Origin of the sequence: Novosphingobium kunmingense (assembly GCF_002813245.1) — a bacterium.
Classification (GTDB): Bacteria; Pseudomonadota; Alphaproteobacteria; order Sphingomonadales; family Sphingomonadaceae; genus Novosphingobium; species Novosphingobium kunmingense.
The window spans coordinates 864,291-880,722 of record NZ_PHUF01000002.1; the positions used below are offsets into that span (position 1 = coordinate 864,291).

Genomic DNA, 16,432 nt, shown 5'->3' on the forward strand with positions numbered 1-16,432 from the left:
GGCGCGGCGCCAGGAAATCAAGCGGGCGGATCGGCGACCATGGCGGTGAACTGCACGTCGCAGGTCGTTTTGCCCTCGATCGAGGCCTTGCCCCAGAACTTGCAGACCCGGGCGCGCTTCTGGACGAAGCCGACTTCCAGGTCGAGCAGGCAGCCCGGTTCGACCGGCGCGCGGAACTTAGCTTCGTCGATCGACATGAAATAGACCAGCTTGCCCGATCCGCCCAGTTCCAGCGTTTCGATCGCCAGGATTGCCGCGGTCTGGGCCAGCGCCTCGACCTGCAGAACGCCGGGCATGATCGGCCGTCCGGGGAAATGGCCCTGGAAGAACTGCTCGTTGAAGGTCACGCCTTTGACGGCATGGATCTTCTCGCCGATCTCCAGCGACTTGACCCGGTCGACAAGCAGCAACGGATAGCGGTGCGGCAGGGCCTTGAGGATCTTCTGGATATCGTAGACGGGAGCGGCGGCGGCCGCTCCCGTCGTGTCTTTGCTTTCGCTCATCGGTGCCCCCGTTGCCGGCGCTTAGCGGCTGTCGGGCTGCGCGGCGGGCTTAGCGGCAGGAGCCGCAGCAGCGCCCGGCTGGGCGGCCTGGGCGGCACGCGCTTCACGGATTTCGCGGGGTTCCCAGCCGGCCGGCGGAGTCAGCGTCGCGCTCGGCAGGACGCGGTTGATCTCGGTGACGATGTCCTGGCTGAGGTCATAGCCGGACTGCGTGCTGAGGATCACCGACTGCGGCGACAGCAGCAGCGAGACGTTGCGGCGCGCCATCACGGCCTTGACCGCGGCGTCCATCTTCTCCTCGATCTGCTCCTTAACGTATTCGCGCGAATAGACCACCGGGCGGATCAGGGTGTTGAGTTCGTTCTTGCCGGCTTCCTCGACGCGCTGGGCAGCGGTGAGCTGCTGCTGCAGCGCGGCCTGGTTGGCGTTGGGCACGGCCGCGTCCTTCTGCAGCTTCTGCTGCAGGCCCTGGAGCTGCGTCTGCAGGGCACGGGCGCGCGCCTGGTATTGGTCGATCGTCGCCTTGTAAGTCACCGGGCGCTGCTGCTCGGCAGTGCGGAAGGCGCTGGTGTTTACCAGAACCGCCTCGAGATTGGCGACGCCGAGGCCAGCGACAACCGTGCCCGTATTGGCGGCCGGGCGGGTCTGCGCCATGGCAGGCTGTGCCGCGAGGGCCAGCACGAAGCCGAGGCCGAGAATGGGCTTGAAGAAGTTCGTCATCAGAATTGCGTTCCTACGTTGAAGGTAAAGCTCTTGGTATCGTCACCCTCGGCCTTGGTCAGCGCCTTGGCGAAGTCGATCCGGAAGGGCCCGAACGGCGAGTTCCAGTTGACGCCGATGCCGATCGAGACGCGCGGCTTGGGCGTGTTGCCGTAGAAGAAGTCCTGGAACGGCGGATAGGTCGAACCCAGCGCCGTCACCGCGTCGGTGGTCCCGGTGCAGGTCGACGGCAGGGTCGGGGCGGTGGCGCTCGAGATCACGGTCGCGGTGCCGTTGCAGATCTGGTTGTACTGCGGCACCCCGCTGGAGTCGCGCGAGGGGAAGAACACCCCGTCGGTCGCGATGTTTTCGAGCTTGGGCCGGGTAATCCCCCAGACCGCGCCGGCATCGACGAAGATCGAGGGACGCAGGCCCATTTCGCGCGCGCCCGAACCCAGAGGGATCTCGAGTTCGGCGCGGGCCAGATAGTAATAGCGGCCGCCGATGGCATCGTCCTGCCACTGTTCGCGGTCTTCGCTGAACCCGTCAGGCCCGATCAGCGTGGTTCCAGCCGCGCAGCCGCCAGCCGGAAGGATGACGCTGCTGGCCGCCGTGTCGCCCGATGCGGCGGTGAGGCAGCGCTGGTTGAGCCCGTCGATCGCGTTGTCGCTATTGGTGTCCTGGTAGAACTTGCGGATCACGCGCGGGCCGACGCCGCGGATGTCGAAGCCGCGGATCGTGGGTTCGCCAAGATAGAAACGGTCGGTCAGGAAGACACCGTCGATCCCAGAAGCGGCATCGCTCTTGCGGCCGAGCGAGGCGATCGCCCCGCCCTCGCCGCGGACCGAGAAGATGAAGCCCTTGCCCACCGGCCAGTACTTCGCCGCATTGAGGCGCAGGCGCGCATACTTCACCGAACCGCCCAGGCCCGCAAACTCGGTCGTGACCGAGGCCGACTGGCCGCGCGAGGGCCGCATGCGATTGTCGAGCGTATCGTAGATCAGCGACAAGCCTAGCATCGAGGTGGTGCGGGTGCCGATCGCGTCGCACAAATAGCGTCCGGCGCGGATCGGGTCGCACTGCAGCGTGCCGTTCACGCGGTCGGAGTAGTACTGGTTTTCATCCACGGTGATGTCGTCGTGGTTGAAGGTGTAGCTGCCGATCGCCGAAACGTATTCGGTCAGCGCAAGGCCCGCGCGCACCGACATGCCGGTCGTGGCGTTACGGTAGAGCGTGTTGCGCTCGCCACCGGTGCTGAAGTTGAAGTTGTTGTAATCGCGGCGATAGATGCTCGCGCCCAGCGAGACGTTCTTGTCGAACAGGTACGGCTCGGTGAAGCTGACTTCGGCGCTCTTCGAATATTGCGAGTAGCTGAGGCTCAGACCGATCGTCTGGCCGCGCCCGCGGAAGTTGCGCTGCTGGATCGAGCCCTGGAAGATGAGCTTTTCGAGGCTGGAATAGCCGGCCGAAAGCTGCAGTTCGCCGGTCGGCTTCTCCTCGACATTGGCCTCGAGGATGATCCGGTCCGGCGCCGAACCCTGCTTCTGCTCGATCTCGAACTTTTCCTGGAAGTAGCCAAGCGAGTTGATGCGCGCGGTCGAACGCTTGACCTGCAGCGAGTTGAACGCATCGCCTTCGGCCAGGCGGAACTCGCGGCGCACGACCTTGTCCTGGGTCAGCGTGTTGCCGTTGACGTCGATCTTCTCGACATAGACGCGCGGCGCCTCGGCAATGTTGAAGGTCAGACCCATGGTGAGGTCTTCCTTGCTGCGGTTGTAATCGGGCCGCACGTCGGCAAAGGCATAGCCGAACGCGCCGAGCGTGGTGTTGAGCTGCTCGATCGTGTCTTCGACCTGCTTGGCGTCGTACCAGTCGCCCTTCTTCATCGGCAACTGCGCGGCAAGCCGCTCTTCGTTGAAGTCGCGCAGCTGGCTCTGCACCTTGACGTCGCCGAACTTGTAGCGCGGGCCTTCCTCGACCACATAGGTCAGGATGAAGTCGCGCTTGTCGGGCGTCAGCTCGGCCACGGCCGAAACGACACGGAAGTCGGCATAGCCCTTGGTCAGGTAGAACTGGCGCAGCTTCTGCTGGTCGAACGCCATCTTGTCCGGATCGTAGCTGGTGCCGGAACTGAAGATCTTGAGAATGCCGCCGGCTTCCTTGGTCAGCATCTCGCCGCGCAGTTCGCCGTCGCTGAACTGTTCGTTGCCGATGATGTTGATCGCGCGGACCTTGGACTTGGGGCCTTCGGAAATCTCGAAGACGATGTCGACGCGGTTCTGGTCAAGCATGACCATCTTGGGTTCGACGGTCGCGGCGAAGCGGCCCTGGCGCTTGTAGAGTTCGATGATGCGGGCAACGTCGGCGCGGACCTTGGACCGGGTGAAGATCTGGCGCGGGGCCATCTTGATCTCGGGCAGGATCTTGTCTTCCTTGATCCGCTGGTTGCCCTCGAGCACGATCCGGTTGATCACCGGGCTTTCCTTGACCTGGATGGTCACGGTGCCGTTGTCGTTGAGGATCTGGACGTCGGTGAACAGCTCGGTCGCGTAGAGATCCTTCAGAGCCTGGTCGGCGGCCTGCTGGGTGTAGGGCTGGCCGACCCGCAGCTTGATGTAGGACATGATCGTATCGGCTTCGAGGCGCTGCGAGCCGGAAACGTTGATCGCCCGGATCGGCACGACGGCCGGCACCTCTGCCGCGGCGGGCGCGGCCGGCGGAGTGGCCGCGGCCGGCGCGATCTGCGCCATTGCGGCGGTCGGCAGCCCGGCGAGGAACGTCGATCCCAGCAGGAACGCGCCAAGCACGGCAGCCCGACGGGCGGATTTGGTACGTTCCAGGTTGTGGCAGATCATCGGCACGACAGTTCCCGTAAGTTGCGCATTACGCCGGCCGATTTGCCCCGAACTCCAGAGCTACCCGCGCGTTGCAGACGTGTCGCCGCCCTCTGCCCGATGCCGCCGTGTCGATCAAGCAAAGTCGCCGCGCAAATCCGCAGTTATTTCCCGTTCCCTCCGCCCTAGCTGCCGATGCCGGACAGCGAGGCGAGATCGTTGAAGGTGACGAACAGAACCAGGGCCAGCACGAAGGCCAGACCGGCGCGGAACGCCCATTCCTGACTGCGCGCGTCCAGCGGTTTGCGGCGGACTGCTTCCGCGGCATACATCGCCAGGTGCCCGCCGTCTAAGACCGGAATTGGCAGCAGGTTGATGAATGCCAAATTAATTGAAATCGTGGCCGCAAAAAGCACCATCGCGGCCCATCCGAGTGACATGGTTTGCCCCGAATACTGCGCGATCTTGACCGGCCCGCCCATCTCCTTGGTCGAGCGATCGCCGGTGATGATCTGACCGAGGCCGATCGCCGTCATCTTGATCGCGGCGACCGAATCCGAAACCCCCACGCCCAGCGCCTCGCCGAAGCCGACCGGCTTCAGTTCGGGCTTCACGCTGGCGATGCCGAGCATGCCCTTGGTCGCCGATCCGCCGAAGCCGTCCTTTTCGACCTGGCTGGCCAGGGTGACCGGCAGGACGATCGGCTTGCCCTGCCGCTCGGCGGCGATGGTGATCGTCTTGCCCGGATAGAGCAGAACCTTGCGCGCGATCTGCGTGAAATCGTCGACCCGGTCGCCGTCGATGGCGGTGATCCGGTCGCCCACTTGCAGGCCCGCAGCCTGGGCTGCTGATTGCGGCGCGAAACCGCCAATCACCGGCGGGGTCACGCGCACGCCATAGGCCATGGCGAAAGCGGCGAAGATCGCCACCGCGATCAGGAAGTTGGCAAAGGGCCCAGCAAAGACGATGATCGCCCGCTGCCACAGCCTGGCGCCGGGGAACGTGCCCTTCAGCGCCTGCGCATCGACACCCTGCAGCGCGGGATCGGCCTGGCCGGCCGCGTTCATGTCGCCCGCGAACTGGACGTATCCGCCAAGCGGGATCGCCGACAGCTTCCACCGTGTCCCACGCTTGTCGGTGCGGCCCCATAGCTCTTTGCCGAAGCCGACCGAGAAGGCATCGGCCCGCACGCCGAACAGGCGCCCGGCCAGATAGTGGCCCAGTTCGTGCAGCACGACGAGCGGTCCCAGCACGAGAACGAAGGCCAGGACGGCGGTCAGGGCAAAGGGCATCTGCATTGGGTCAGACAGTCTCCAGCATCCGGCGCGCATAGTCCCGCGCCTCGGCATCGATCGCGATGACCTCGTCAAGCGATGCGGCCGGAGGCGGAGCATAGCGCGCCAGCAGTTCCTCGACCATTACCGCTATGCGGGTGAACGGCAGGTGTCCATCAAGGAAGGCGGCCACGGCGATCTCGTTGCCGGCGTTGAGCACGGCCGGTGCCGCCCCGCCCGCCTCGGCCGCTTGGCGGGCCAGCCTCGTTGCGGGAAAGCGCTCCTCGTCCGGCGCGCGGAAGGTCATTTGGCCGAGCTGCGCCAGGTCGAGCGGCGGACATGGCGTATCCATCCGTTCGGGCCAGGCGAGGCACGAGGCGATCGGCACGCGCATGTCGGACGGACCGAGCTGCGCCAGGGTCGAGCCATCGCGGTATTCGACCATCGAATGGATCACCGACTGGGGATGGACCACGATGCGCAGCGCATCGAGACCGACCGGAAACAGGTGCCAGGCCTCGATCAGTTCGAGGCCCTTGTTGAACATCGTGGCCGAATCGACGCTGATCTTCGCGCCCATCGACCAGTTGGGATGCCTCACCGCCTGGGCCGGCGTGGCCTTTGCCAATTGCTCCGCTGTCCAGTCGCGGAACGGCCCGCCGCTGGCGGTCAGGGTGATCGAGCGGACATGGGCCGGATCGTTCCCGGCGAGGCACTGAAAGATGGCGTTGTGTTCGCTGTCCATCGGCAGCAGCGTGGCGCCCGCCCGGGCGACCGCCGCCTTCATCACGTCACCGGCGGAGACGAGCGCTTCCTTGTTCGCCAACGCCACCGTGCGGCCCTGCTCGATTGCGGCCATGGTCGGGGCAAGGCCCGCGCAGCCGACGATCGCTGCCACGGTAATGTCCGTCGGTCGCGCCGCGGCATCGACCAGGGCCTGCGCTCCGCCTGCGGCCTCGATCCCGCTGCCGGCAAGTGCAGCGCGCAATTCGCCGAGGCAGCTTTCGTCGGCGACCACTGCCAGTTCCGCGCCGAACTGGCGGGCCAGCCGTGCCAGTTCCTCAGCCTGGCAATTGGCGGTCAGTGCGACCACCTGCCACTCGCCCGGCTGGCGCGCGACGAGATCGAGCGTCGAAGCGCCGATCGAACCGGTCGCACCGAGGACGGAAATGCGGCGGCTCACAGCGCGCCCGGCAGCAACGGCGCGCCGCTCAGCACGCGCCCGCCCAGCATGACCAGGCCGACCAGCCCAACCGCGAAGTTCAGCGCCATCAACCCGTCGACACGGTCGAACAGACCGCCATGGCCGGGGATCAGCTTGCCCGAATCCTTCACGCCTGCGCGGCGCTTCATCCAGCTCTCAAAGAAGTCTCCTGCCTGGGCGATCATGGCGGCCACTGTCCCGCCGGCCAGGGCGAGCGGAAGGTGCTTGCCGAACCTTTCGAACTCGCAGTGGCCGAACAACGGATCGTAGCACGACGCCCAGGTCGCATAGGCGGCAATGACCAGCGCCGCCCCGGCCGCCCCGCCGATCAGGCCCGCCCAGGTCTTCTTCGGGCTCAACCGGGGCGCGATTTTCGGCCCGCCAAAGGTCCGGCCGCTGAAATAGGCGCAGACATCGATCGCGATGACGATGCCGACGATCAGCAAAGTCCGGCTGACGCCGTATTGCCCCAGGCGCAGGATGAGAAGCGTCGTGGCCGCGATGACGATGTAGACGAACCCTCCGGCCATCCAGCCGAGCCGCTGGGCCGGCCCGGTCGCGAAGCCTTTGACCAGCCCCGACCATTCCCAATAGACGCCGGTCGCGACTGCCGCGACGAACAAGGCCCAGGTTCCGCCGCCGGCCCATAAGGCGGCACCGGCGACGATTACCATGACCAGCGCCGACAGGGCGCGTGTCGGCAGGTCGGATGCCTTGCCCTCAGCGCCCGCCATAGCGGCGTTCCCGGTTGGCAAAGGCATCTAGGGCTTCGCGCAGGTGGTCGGGGGAAAAATCGGGCCACAACACGTCGGTGAACCACATCTCGGCATAGGCGACCTGCCATAGCAGGAAGTTTGACAGCCGCACTTCACCTGAAGTGCGGATCAGAAGGTCAAGCGGCGGGAGGCCGGCTGTGTCGAGTTCGGCTGCAATGGTTTCGGCGGTAATCGCGCCCTTTTCGGCTGCCTTGGCCGCGGCCCGTGCGATCTCGTCGTGCGATCCGTAGTTCAACGCGACGACCAGCGTGGTGCCGTCATTCGCCGCAGTGCGCGTGAGAGCGTCGTCGAGCAAATCGACAAGATCGGCGGACAATTTCCTGTAATCGCCGATAATTCTTAGCCGAACATTGTTCTCCACGAACTCCTCGAGATCGTCCTGGATATAGCGCTTGAGCAGGCCGAACAGCGCCGACACTTCGTCTTCTGGACGGCGCCAGTTCTCGGTCGAAAAAGCGTAGAGAGTCAGCGCCTGGAGGCCCATTTCCCGCGCGGCGCGGACCAGCACGCGCACCGACTCGACCCCGCGCTGGTGTCCGACCGCGCGGGGGAGGTGCCGCTTCTTGGCCCAACGCCCGTTGCCATCCATGATGATGGCCACGTGACGCGCGCCGGCAGGGGCGCGCTGCTGCGTCACCGACCGAGGATTTCCTGTTCCTTGTGCGAGGCGACCGCATCGACATCCTTGATGATCTCGTCGGTCAGCTTCTGGACCTCGGTCTCGCCGCGCTTGCGGTCGTCTTCCGAGATCTCCTTCTTGCTCTCGTCGGTCTTGAGCGCATCCATCCCGTCGCGCCGCACGTTGCGGATCGCGATCCGCGCCTTTTCGGCGTACTGGTGGGCGAGCTTCGCCAGTTCCTTGCGCCGTTCCTCCGTAAGGTCCGGAATCGGCAGCCGGATGTTGTTGCCATCGTTGATCGGATTGAGCCCGAGGCCTGCAGAGCGGATCGCCTTCTCGACCGGGGTCACGTTCGACTTGTCCCAAACCTGGACCGACAGCAGTCGCGGTTCCGGCGCCGAGACGGTCGCGACCTGGTTCAACGGCATCTGGCTGCCATAGACCTCGACCGTGATCGGATCGAGAAGCGCGGTGTTGGCGCGCCCGGTGCGCAGACCGCCCAGGTCGTGCCTGAGGCTTTCGACAGCGCCCTTCATGCGGCGTTCGAGGTCGGCCTTGTCGTACTTGGCCATGATCAGCCCTTTCTTACGATGGTCTGGGTCCCCTCGCCGCGAAGCACCTTGGCAAGGTTGCCCTGTTCGCGGATCGAGAAGACGACGATGGGAATGGCGTTGTCGCGGCATAGGGCAACGGCGCTGGCGTCCATCACCTTCAGATTGTCTGCCAAGACAGTGTCATAATCGACTGTTTCGTAACGCTTTGCCGAAGAATTCGTCTTGGGGTCGCTGTCATAGACCCCGTCGACCGAGGTGCCCTTGAAGAGGGCATCGCACTGCATTTCCGCCGCACGCAGGGCGGCGCCGCTGTCAGTGGTGAAATAGGGCGCGCCGACCCCGGCGGCGAAGATCACCACCCGCCCCTTTTCGAGATGCCGTTCGGCGCGGCGACGGATTACCGGTTCGCAGACCTTGTCCATCTCGATCGCCGATTGAACCCGGGTCGGGACGCCAAGCTGTTCGAGCGCGTTCTGCATGGCAAGCGCGTTCATGACTGTCGCCAGCATGCCCATGTAGTCGGCCTGGGCGCGGTCCATCCCCTTGGCCGCTCCTGCCATGCCGCGAAAGATGTTGCCGCCGCCGATCACGAGGCAGATTTCGAGGCCGGTGTCCTTGGCTTCCTTCACTTCCTTCGCCAGTTCACCGACGAATTCGGGGTCAATCCCGAATTGCTGGTTGCCCATCAGCACTTCGCCGGAAAGTTTGAGGAGGACGCGTTTGTAGGCGGGTGCAGACATCGGAAACGGATCGCCTTTTCAGGGTTTGAGCGGCCTTATACCCTAGCCCTGCCGATGCCAAGGCTTCCGCACAAACGAAAGGGGCGCGCACCGCGTGCGCGCCCCTGACAGTGTTCCGGGTAGGCTCAGTTGAGGCCGGCGGCCGCAGCCACTTCGGCCGCAAAGTCGCTTTCGGCCTTCTCGATGCCTTCGCCGAGCTGGAAACGGACATAGTCCTTGAGCTCGATCTTGGTGCCAGCAGCCTTGCCGGCCTGTTCGACGACCTGGGCAACCGGGGTCTTGTTGTCAATGACGAAGACCTGGCTAAGCAGGGCGTTGTCCTTGGCGAACTTGGCCACGGCGCCATCGACCATCTTGGCCTGCACGTCGGCGGGCTTGCCCGATTCGGCGGCCTTTTCGGCGGCGATCTTGCGTTCGCGCGCGATCATCTCGGCGTCGAGACCATCAGCGTTCAACGCCAGCGGGAAGGCCGCGGCGATATGCATGGCGATCTGCTTGCCCAGCGGCTCGAGCACGTCCGCGCCAGCCTCGGATTCGAGGGCGACGAGCACGCCGATCTTGCCGAGGTTCGGGGCGGCGGCGTTGTGCATGTAGGGCACCACCACGCCGCTGCCGACCGAAACGGTCTTCATGCGGCGGACCTGCTGGTTTTCACCGATAGTCGCGACGTTGTTGGTCAGCTTGTCCTCGACCGTACCGCCGTCCGGATAGGCCGCACCCTTGAGGGCGTCGACATCGTCCGACGACTGGCCAAGCGCGACTTCGGTGGTCTTGCGCACGAAGTCCTGGAACTGGTCGTTCTTGGCGACGAAGTCGGTTTCAGAGTTCACTTCGACGGCAACGCCCTTGGTTCCCGAAACGGCCACGCCGACCAGGCCCTCGGCCGCGGTGCGGCTCGACTTCTTGGCGACCGCAGCCAGGCCCTTGGCGCGCAGCAGGTCGACCGCGGCTTCCATGTCGCCGCCGGTTTCGTCCATCGCCTTCTTGCAGTCCATCATGCCGGCACCGGTGCGCTCGCGCAGGTTCTTCACGTCAGTGGCAGTGTAAGCCATCGCGTCTATCCTTCTGAATTCTAGAAACGTGCGGCCGGGCGCTTAAGCCCGGCACGCTACATGTTCGTGACCGTCAGCCTCAGGCTTCGGTCGCGGCTTCTTCGGCCGGAGCGGCAGCCAGTTCTTCGACCGGCGCTTCTTCCATTGCGCCGATGTCGGCGCCCGAATCGACCACGCCTTCGCGGTGACCCTTGGTGGCTGCAGCCGCAACGGCTTCGCAGTACAGGCGCACGGCGCGGCTGGCATCGTCGTTGGCCGGGATCGGGAACGCGATGCCATCGGGCGAAACGTTCGAATCGAGGATCGCGACGACCGGGATGCCAAGTACGTTGGCTTCCTTGATCGCCAGTTCTTCCTTGTTGGCGTCGATCACGAACATCACGTCCGGAATGCCGCCCATGTCGCGGATACCGCCAAGCGAGAGCTCGAGCTTGTCGCGTTCACGCGTAAGGTTGAGCACTTCCTTCTTGGTCAGACCCGCCGTATCACCGGCCAGCTGCTCTTCCAGCGCCTTCATGCGCTTGATCGACTGGCTGATGGTCTTCCAGTTGGTCAGCATGCCGCCCAACCAGCGGTGGTTGACGAAGTGCTGGCCGCACGAGCGGGCCGCCTGGGCGATCGGTTCCTGGGCCTGGCGCTTGGTGCCGACGAACAGCACCTTGCCGCCGGCGCGGACCGTGGCGTCGACGAAGTCGAGCGCGCGGGCGAACAGCGGAACGGTCTGCGACAGGTCGAGGATGTGGATTCCGTTGCGGGCGCCGAAGATGTACGGCTTCATCCGCGGGTTCCAGCGGTGGGTCTGGTGGCCGAAGTGCGCGCCGGCCTCGATCAATTGCTGCATGGAGACGGTAGGAGCCGCCATAGTTCATTTCCTTCCGGTTGTGCCTCTGGAAAGCTGGAACCGTGCGGATAGGCCCGCTGCGGCACCGGTATGAGTGCTTTCCATGTGGATTCGCCTGCTGTCACGATGCACCGATCACCGGCCCATCGCTCGCAGACCGCGCGCCCTTAGCCCCCAGCGGCGAAAAAATGAAGCAAAAAAAGCGCACCACCCCGGATGCGCGGCCGTCACGGCAAAAACCTGCTTGACAACATCGGAACAAAAAGAGAACAACGCCGCAATGGAGCCGTTAGGGAACCGTTAACCTTTTCCCGGGTTATCCACAAGGTATGAACAGTCTGTCCCCACGGTTCCGGACAGGCGCGCGGTGAAGGACGAGACTATGTTGACGCTCGCGATTGCCACTTTCTTTGCCGTAGCCGGGGCCGGTTCGCTGGCCATTATCGCGGGCGCGCTGCGTGCGGCTGCGCCCAAGGTTGCGCTTCTCCGGCGCAACCTCGCGGAGTGCAGCGATACGCTGACCGTTTCGGCACGGCTGTTCGAAACCGTGACCTCGTTTGACGATGGCAAGATCGTCCGCCTGCCGGTCAGGGCGCGACTGGTCCATCAACCGGTTCTGCGCGACGCCGCCTGACACGCGCATACTGCATAATGCCGATCGGCAGGATCGCCAGGTAAACCGCGCAGATCCCGATCAGCGTCCACCAGGGTTCGGTCAGGGCAGCCGCTCCCGCCACGATACCCGCCAACAGGATGACTTCCATGCGCAGGTTGCGCCGCGGACGCATCCGCCCCCAGCTGAGCGTCGGCAAGCTGGAAATCGTCAGCAAGGCAATGATCACCAGCCAGGCCCCGACGACCGGCGGCTCGCGCAGGATCGTTTCCTGTGGGAAGGTGAAGCTGAGGTACATGGGCAGAAATGCAAGTCCTGCCCCCACCGGAGCCGGCACGCCAGTCAGGAAACCTGCCATTTTACGCGGCTCGTCCGGCAGGTCGATACGGGCGTTGAAGCGGGCCAGCCGCAGCGCCATGCTGACGGCAAAGGCCAGCGCCGCGAACCAGCCGATGCGCGGCACGTCCTGCAAGGACCACATGAACAGGACGAGCGCCGGAGCGACCCCGAACGACACGTTGTCGGCCAGGCTGTCGAGCTCGGCCCCGAACCGCGATTGCGCCTTGAGCAGGCGGGCGATCCGGCCGTCGATCCCGTCGAGCAGGCCGGCGAGGATGATGGCGCCGACCGCCTTCTCGAATTCGCCGGTGATGGCAAAGCGGATCCCGGTCAGCCCCGCGCAGAGCGCCGCCGCGGTAATCGCATTGGGCACCATCGCCCGCAAGGTCAGCCCGCCCGGCAAACGCCGTGGCGTCATTGCGAGACGCCCTCGATCAGCGGCTGCTGCCCGATCTCGGCAAGGACGGTTTCGCCCGCGATGGTCTTCTGGCCCAACAGCACCTTGGGTTCGGTACCGGCGGGAAGATACACGTCGACCCGGCTGCCGAACCGGATCAGACCGACGCGCTGGCCGGCCGCCAGCATATCGCCCGGCTTGACGAAGGGCACGATCCGCTTGGCCACGAGGCCCGCGATCTGGGTGAAGCCGATCTTCAGTCCGTCGCCGCGTTCGACCATGATGTGCTGGCGCTCGTTCTCCTCGCTCGCCTTGTCGAGCCCGGCGTTGAGGTACTTGCCGGGGATGTAGATCACGCGCCGCACCGTGCCGCCGATGGGCGAGCGATTGATGTGGACGTCGAACACCGACATGAAGATCGAGATGCGGGTTACGGCCTCTTCGCCCATTCCGCCGCTGCCGCTGCCATCGTCGATCTGCAGCTCGCGCGGCGGCGGGGTCTTGGTGATCAGGGTGATCAGCCCGTCCGCCGGCGCCACGACAAGGTTGTCGCCGCGCGGGGTGACCCGCTGCGGGTCGCGGAAGAACGCCGCGATGCAGAGCACCAGCACGGCCGTGGGCCAGGCCAGGGTTTCCCAGGCCATGAAGGCGAAAAAGGCGGATATGGCGGCCGCGATCAGTGCGAACTTGCGGCCTTCGGGGTGGATGCTGGGCCAGTTCCAGGCGGCCTGCCCGCGTCCACGGTTATCGAGTATTTCTCCAGACATGGGCACCATCTAGGGCGTGCGGGGGTGCGCCACAAGCGCTGCGTGCCGCCACTGCAGGATTAGCTGACCCTTGAGCCCCTAGCCGCCGACCTTGCGGACGAAAACGGTCCCGGCCGAATAGCCGGCGCCAAACGAGCAGATCAGCCCGGTGTCGCCATCGACAAGGTCGGCCTGGTTGAGGTGGAATGCGATGATCGAACCCGCGCTCGACGTGTTGCCATAGGTGTCGAGGACGGTCGGGCTCTCGTCCTCGCTTGCTTCGTGACCGAGGACGCGCTGCGCGATCAGGCGGTTCATGCCCTGGTTGGCCTGGTGCAGCCACAGGCGGCGCAGGCTGACAGGGTCGATGCCCAGCTTCAGCGCTTCCTCGACGATCATGGTCGCGACCATCGGCACGACCTCCTTGAACACCTTGCGCCCTTCCTGGACGAACAGCTTGTCCGCCGCGCCCGCGGTTTCGGGGCTCGCGCGGTTCAGAAAGCCGAAGTTGTTGCGGATGTTGTTCGAGAAGACGGTCTTGAGCTTGGTCCCGACGATTTCCCAATGCGGGACCGGGGCGATGTCCTTGACCTCGACCAGTACCGCAGTCGCCACGTCGCCGAAGATGAAATGGCTGTCGCGATCGCGCCAGTTGAGGTGGCCGGAGCAAATTTCGGGGCTGACCACCAGCACCGAGCGAGCGTGGCCCGCCCGCACGTAATCCGCGGCGGTCTGGATACCGAACGTCGCCGAGGAGCAGGCCACGTTCATGTCGAAGCCGAAGCCGTCGATGCCCAGTGCCTGCTGGATCTCGATCGCCATGGCCGGATAGGGGCGCTGCATGTTGGACGCCGCGCAGAGCACCGCATCGACATCGGCGGGTGAACGCCCGGCGCGGGCCAGCGCGTCCTCGGCCGCCTTGACGCCGATCTCGGCCAGAACCGAGATTTCGTCGTTAGGTCGTTCGTCCCAGCGCGGGGCCATGACGTCGGGATCGAGGATCGGTGCCTTGCTGATCACATGGCGCGCCTTGATCCCGCTAGCCTTCTCGATGAACTCGACCGAACTGGGCGCCAATTCCGCCACTTCGCCAGCCGCGATCGCCGCGGCGTTGGCCGCATTGTGCGCTTCGACATAAGTGTTGAAGCTGTCGACCAGTTCGGCGTTGGTGATGACGTCGGGCGGGGTGAACAGCCCGGTCGCGGAAATGACGGGAATGATGTCGCTCATCCCTGCGGCTCTAATCCCGGGGGGCAGCGGCTTCAAGAGTGGGTGGTGGACAGGGCTAGATTCGAACTAGCGTACGCTTGCGCGGGCAGATTTACAGTCTGCTGCCTTTAACCACTCGGCCACCTGTCCACACCAGTAAAGCCGGCGACGGGTTGCCCCGAAAGTGCGGTCCTCGAAGAGAACCTCCGGCCGAGGGAAGCGCGCCAATGCCGAAAGGCTTTGCCCCTGTCAACAGTTGCGTCGCACCCGTCGCACTGGCAGGGAGCGGCGATGCAACACGGACCCCGGACATGAACCGCCAACGCGAAGGAAAGAAGGCCTTGCGCGGCCGAGCAGGACGAATGCAGGGCGGGCGCGGCTCGGGCCGGGCCAGCACCGGGGCGGTACGCCTGTGGGGCCGCCACGCCGTGGAAGCGGCGCTGAAGAACCCCGATCGCAACCACCGCAAGCTGTGGGCGACGCGCGAGGGCGTGGCCTCGCTCGACGGCGAGCTGCCGTCCGATTTTCCGGTCGAATGGGCGCAACCGGCCGATCTGGCGCGGCTCGTCGCGCGCGACGCACCGCACCAGGGCCTCGTCCTCGAATGCGATGCGCTGGAGGATGTGTTCCTCGAAGACGTACTCGACGGCGATCCGGCCCACCCTGTAGTCGTACTCGACCAGGTAACCGACCCGCACAATGTCGGCGCGATCCTGCGCTCCGCCGCGGCGTTCGGCGCCTGCGCCATCGTCACCCAGGACCGCCACGCCCCGCCCGAATCGGGCACCGTCGCGAAAAGTGCATCGGGCGCGCTCGAAGTCGTGCCATGGGTCCGCGTCGTCAACCTGTCGCGCGCGCTCGAGGACATTGCCGAGGCGGGATACTGGCGCATCGGCCTCGACGGGGAAGGCACCGCCACCCTGGCGGAAGCCCTGCCCGCCGGTCCGGTCGCGCTCGTGCTCGGCGCCGAGGGCGAAGGGATGCGCCACAACGTGACCCAGCACTGCGACGCGGTCGCCCGGCTGCCGATCAGCCGCACGGTCGAAAGCCTCAACGTATCGAACGCCGCAGCCATCGCGCTCTACGCCATTGCAACGCGAGGTTGATTTCCAGGAGGGGGGTTATCCGTGCCGGTCAAGCTGACGCCGAAACGCACCGCCTGTGCCGCGATTGTCGCAGCGTTGAGCCTGTTACTATCCGCCTGCCTGCTTGCCCCCGGCAAGTTCACTTCGACGCTCGACCTGCGCAAGGACGGACGTTTCAGCTTCACCTATGCGGGACAGATCTCGATGCTGGGCCTGTCGAAACTCGCGCAGATGGACCGCAAGGGCAGCGCTTTATTCGAGCCGGCCCCCTGCCGCACCGAAAACCAGGCGATCAAGCGCCAATGCACCCCCGCTGAAATCGCGCAGCAGCGCAAGGACTGGGAAGCAGGCCAGCAAGCCGGGACCGATAAGGCGAAGAAGGACGCCGAGCAAGCCAGGGTGCTGTTCGGCGGCATCGACCCGACCAGCCCGCGCGCGGCCGAGGAAATGGCCGAGCGCCTGCGCAAGCAGGCAGGCTGGAGAAGCGTCGTCTACAAGGGCGACGGCCTATATGAAGTCGATTTCGCGTTGTCGGGGACGCTCGATCACGATTTCGCCTTCCCGACCATCGAACGGTTTCCGATGGCCAACGCGTTCGTCGTGATCAACCGCCGCGCCGACGGCTCGGTGCGCGTCGACGCCCCGGGTTTCGGCCCATCGTCGGGCAGCGGCAGCGGATTGTCCAACCTCGCCGCGATGGCCGCGATGGACAAGGCCAGGGATGGCAAACTGCCGTTGCCCGAGCTAGACGGCACCTTCACCCTGACCACCGACGGGCAGATCCTGGCCAACAACACCGAGGATGGTCCCCGGGCGGGGACGACGGGCCAGGTGCTGGCCTGGACGATCACGCCACGCAGCGGCAGCGCGCCGACCGCGCTTCTCCGCCTGACACGCTGATTCGGCCCGTCGGCAGGTGCGCTTGCCCGTGATCGCCCGGCGTCCTA

The 16,432-nt window shown here is 65.4% G+C and carries 17 protein-coding genes and 1 tRNA gene; 3 read left to right on the top strand and 15 right to left on the bottom strand.

Features of this window, described 5'->3' with window-relative positions:
* Positions 1-17: 17 nt before the first annotated feature.
* The 11 genes from fabZ to rpsB all read right to left on the bottom strand — a co-directional run bounded on the left by fabZ (position 18) and on the right by rpsB (position 11,117).
* A complete protein-coding gene (gene fabZ / locus B0I00_RS04220; protein WP_100866065.1) occupies positions 18-503 on the bottom strand; it encodes a 3-hydroxyacyl-ACP dehydratase FabZ in 486 nt (161 codons plus the stop codon).
* 21 nt (positions 504-524) lie between these two features.
* Positions 525-1,223 carry an OmpH family outer membrane protein gene (locus B0I00_RS04225; protein ID WP_100866066.1) on the bottom strand — a complete coding sequence of 233 codons (699 nt, stop codon included), beginning with the start codon at positions 1,221-1,223 and terminating at the stop codon, positions 525-527.
* Positions 1,223-4,057, bottom strand: a complete 2,835-nt coding sequence (gene bamA, locus B0I00_RS04230; protein WP_100866067.1) for an outer membrane protein assembly factor BamA — start codon at positions 4,055-4,057, stop codon at positions 1,223-1,225. Before bamA ends, B0I00_RS04225 begins: the two co-directional genes overlap by 1 nt.
* Positions 4,058-4,221: 164 nt before the next feature.
* Complete coding sequence (rseP, locus tag B0I00_RS04235; RefSeq protein WP_198519130.1) at positions 4,222-5,334, bottom strand: RIP metalloprotease RseP; 1,113 nt, start codon at positions 5,332-5,334, stop codon at positions 4,222-4,224.
* 4 nt (positions 5,335-5,338) lie between these two features.
* Positions 5,339-6,493, bottom strand: a complete 1,155-nt coding sequence (locus B0I00_RS04240) for a 1-deoxy-D-xylulose-5-phosphate reductoisomerase (protein ID WP_100866068.1) — start codon at positions 6,491-6,493, stop codon at positions 5,339-5,341.
* On the bottom strand, positions 6,490-7,248 hold the full coding sequence (locus tag B0I00_RS04245) for a phosphatidate cytidylyltransferase (protein WP_100866069.1): 759 nt from the start codon (positions 7,246-7,248) through the stop codon (positions 6,490-6,492). Before B0I00_RS04245 ends, B0I00_RS04240 begins: the two co-directional genes overlap by 4 nt.
* Entirely contained in the window at positions 7,235-7,879 is a 645-nt protein-coding gene (gene uppS, locus B0I00_RS04250; protein ID WP_100866487.1) for a polyprenyl diphosphate synthase, read from the bottom strand. Before uppS ends, B0I00_RS04245 begins: the two co-directional genes overlap by 14 nt.
* 44 nt (positions 7,880-7,923) lie before the next feature.
* Entirely contained in the window at positions 7,924-8,481 is a 558-nt protein-coding gene (frr, locus tag B0I00_RS04255; RefSeq protein ID WP_100866070.1) for a ribosome recycling factor, read from the bottom strand.
* 2 nt (positions 8,482-8,483) lie between these two features.
* Positions 8,484-9,203, bottom strand: coding sequence for a UMP kinase (gene pyrH / locus B0I00_RS04260; protein WP_100866071.1), 720 nt, complete (start codon positions 9,201-9,203; stop codon positions 8,484-8,486).
* Between the two features lie 125 nt (positions 9,204-9,328).
* Complete coding sequence (tsf, locus tag B0I00_RS04265) at positions 9,329-10,255, bottom strand: translation elongation factor Ts (protein WP_100866072.1); 927 nt, start codon at positions 10,253-10,255, stop codon at positions 9,329-9,331.
* A 79-nt stretch (positions 10,256-10,334) separates the two neighbouring features.
* Positions 10,335-11,117: a 30S ribosomal protein S2 gene (rpsB, locus tag B0I00_RS04270; RefSeq protein WP_100866073.1), complete on the bottom strand. Its 783-nt coding sequence runs from the start codon at positions 11,115-11,117 to the stop codon at positions 10,335-10,337.
* 361 nt (positions 11,118-11,478) lie between these two features.
* Here rpsB and B0I00_RS04275 point away from each other — a divergent pair, with 361 nt between their 5' ends.
* A complete protein-coding gene (locus tag B0I00_RS04275) occupies positions 11,479-11,730 on the top strand; it encodes a hypothetical protein (RefSeq protein ID WP_157812464.1) in 252 nt (83 codons plus the stop codon).
* Here B0I00_RS04275 and B0I00_RS04280 read toward each other — a convergent pair.
* From B0I00_RS04280 to B0I00_RS04295, 4 genes are all read right to left on the bottom strand, one after another.
* The gene (locus B0I00_RS04280) at positions 11,684-12,466 is read right to left on the bottom strand and encodes a CDP-alcohol phosphatidyltransferase family protein (protein WP_100866075.1); all 783 of its coding nucleotides are present in this window, start codon (positions 12,464-12,466) and stop codon (positions 11,684-11,686) included. The two genes, B0I00_RS04275 and B0I00_RS04280, sit on opposite strands and share 47 nt — an antisense overlap.
* On the bottom strand, positions 12,463-13,212 hold the full coding sequence (locus B0I00_RS04285) for a phosphatidylserine decarboxylase (RefSeq protein ID WP_100866488.1): 750 nt from the start codon (positions 13,210-13,212) through the stop codon (positions 12,463-12,465). The genes B0I00_RS04280 and B0I00_RS04285 overlap by 4 nt, the downstream gene beginning before the upstream one ends.
* Positions 13,213-13,290: 78 nt before the next feature.
* Positions 13,291-14,421: a beta-ketoacyl-ACP synthase III gene (locus B0I00_RS04290; protein WP_100866076.1), complete on the bottom strand. Its 1,131-nt coding sequence runs from the start codon at positions 14,419-14,421 to the stop codon at positions 13,291-13,293.
* 43 nt (positions 14,422-14,464) lie between these two features.
* Positions 14,465-14,550, bottom strand: a tRNA-Tyr gene (locus B0I00_RS04295).
* A 161-nt stretch (positions 14,551-14,711) separates the two neighbouring features.
* Between B0I00_RS04295 and rlmB the strand changes: the two genes are divergently transcribed.
* Together rlmB and B0I00_RS04305 are read left to right on the top strand one after the other, a co-directional pair.
* Positions 14,712-15,506 (top strand): 23S rRNA (guanosine(2251)-2'-O)-methyltransferase RlmB, encoded by a 795-nt coding sequence (gene rlmB, locus B0I00_RS04300; protein ID WP_100866077.1) that lies wholly within the window; start codon positions 14,712-14,714, stop codon positions 15,504-15,506.
* 21 nt (positions 15,507-15,527) lie between these two features.
* Positions 15,528-16,385, top strand: coding sequence for a hypothetical protein (locus tag B0I00_RS04305; protein WP_232730104.1), 858 nt, complete (start codon positions 15,528-15,530; stop codon positions 16,383-16,385).
* Positions 16,386-16,432: the final 47 nt, after the last annotated feature.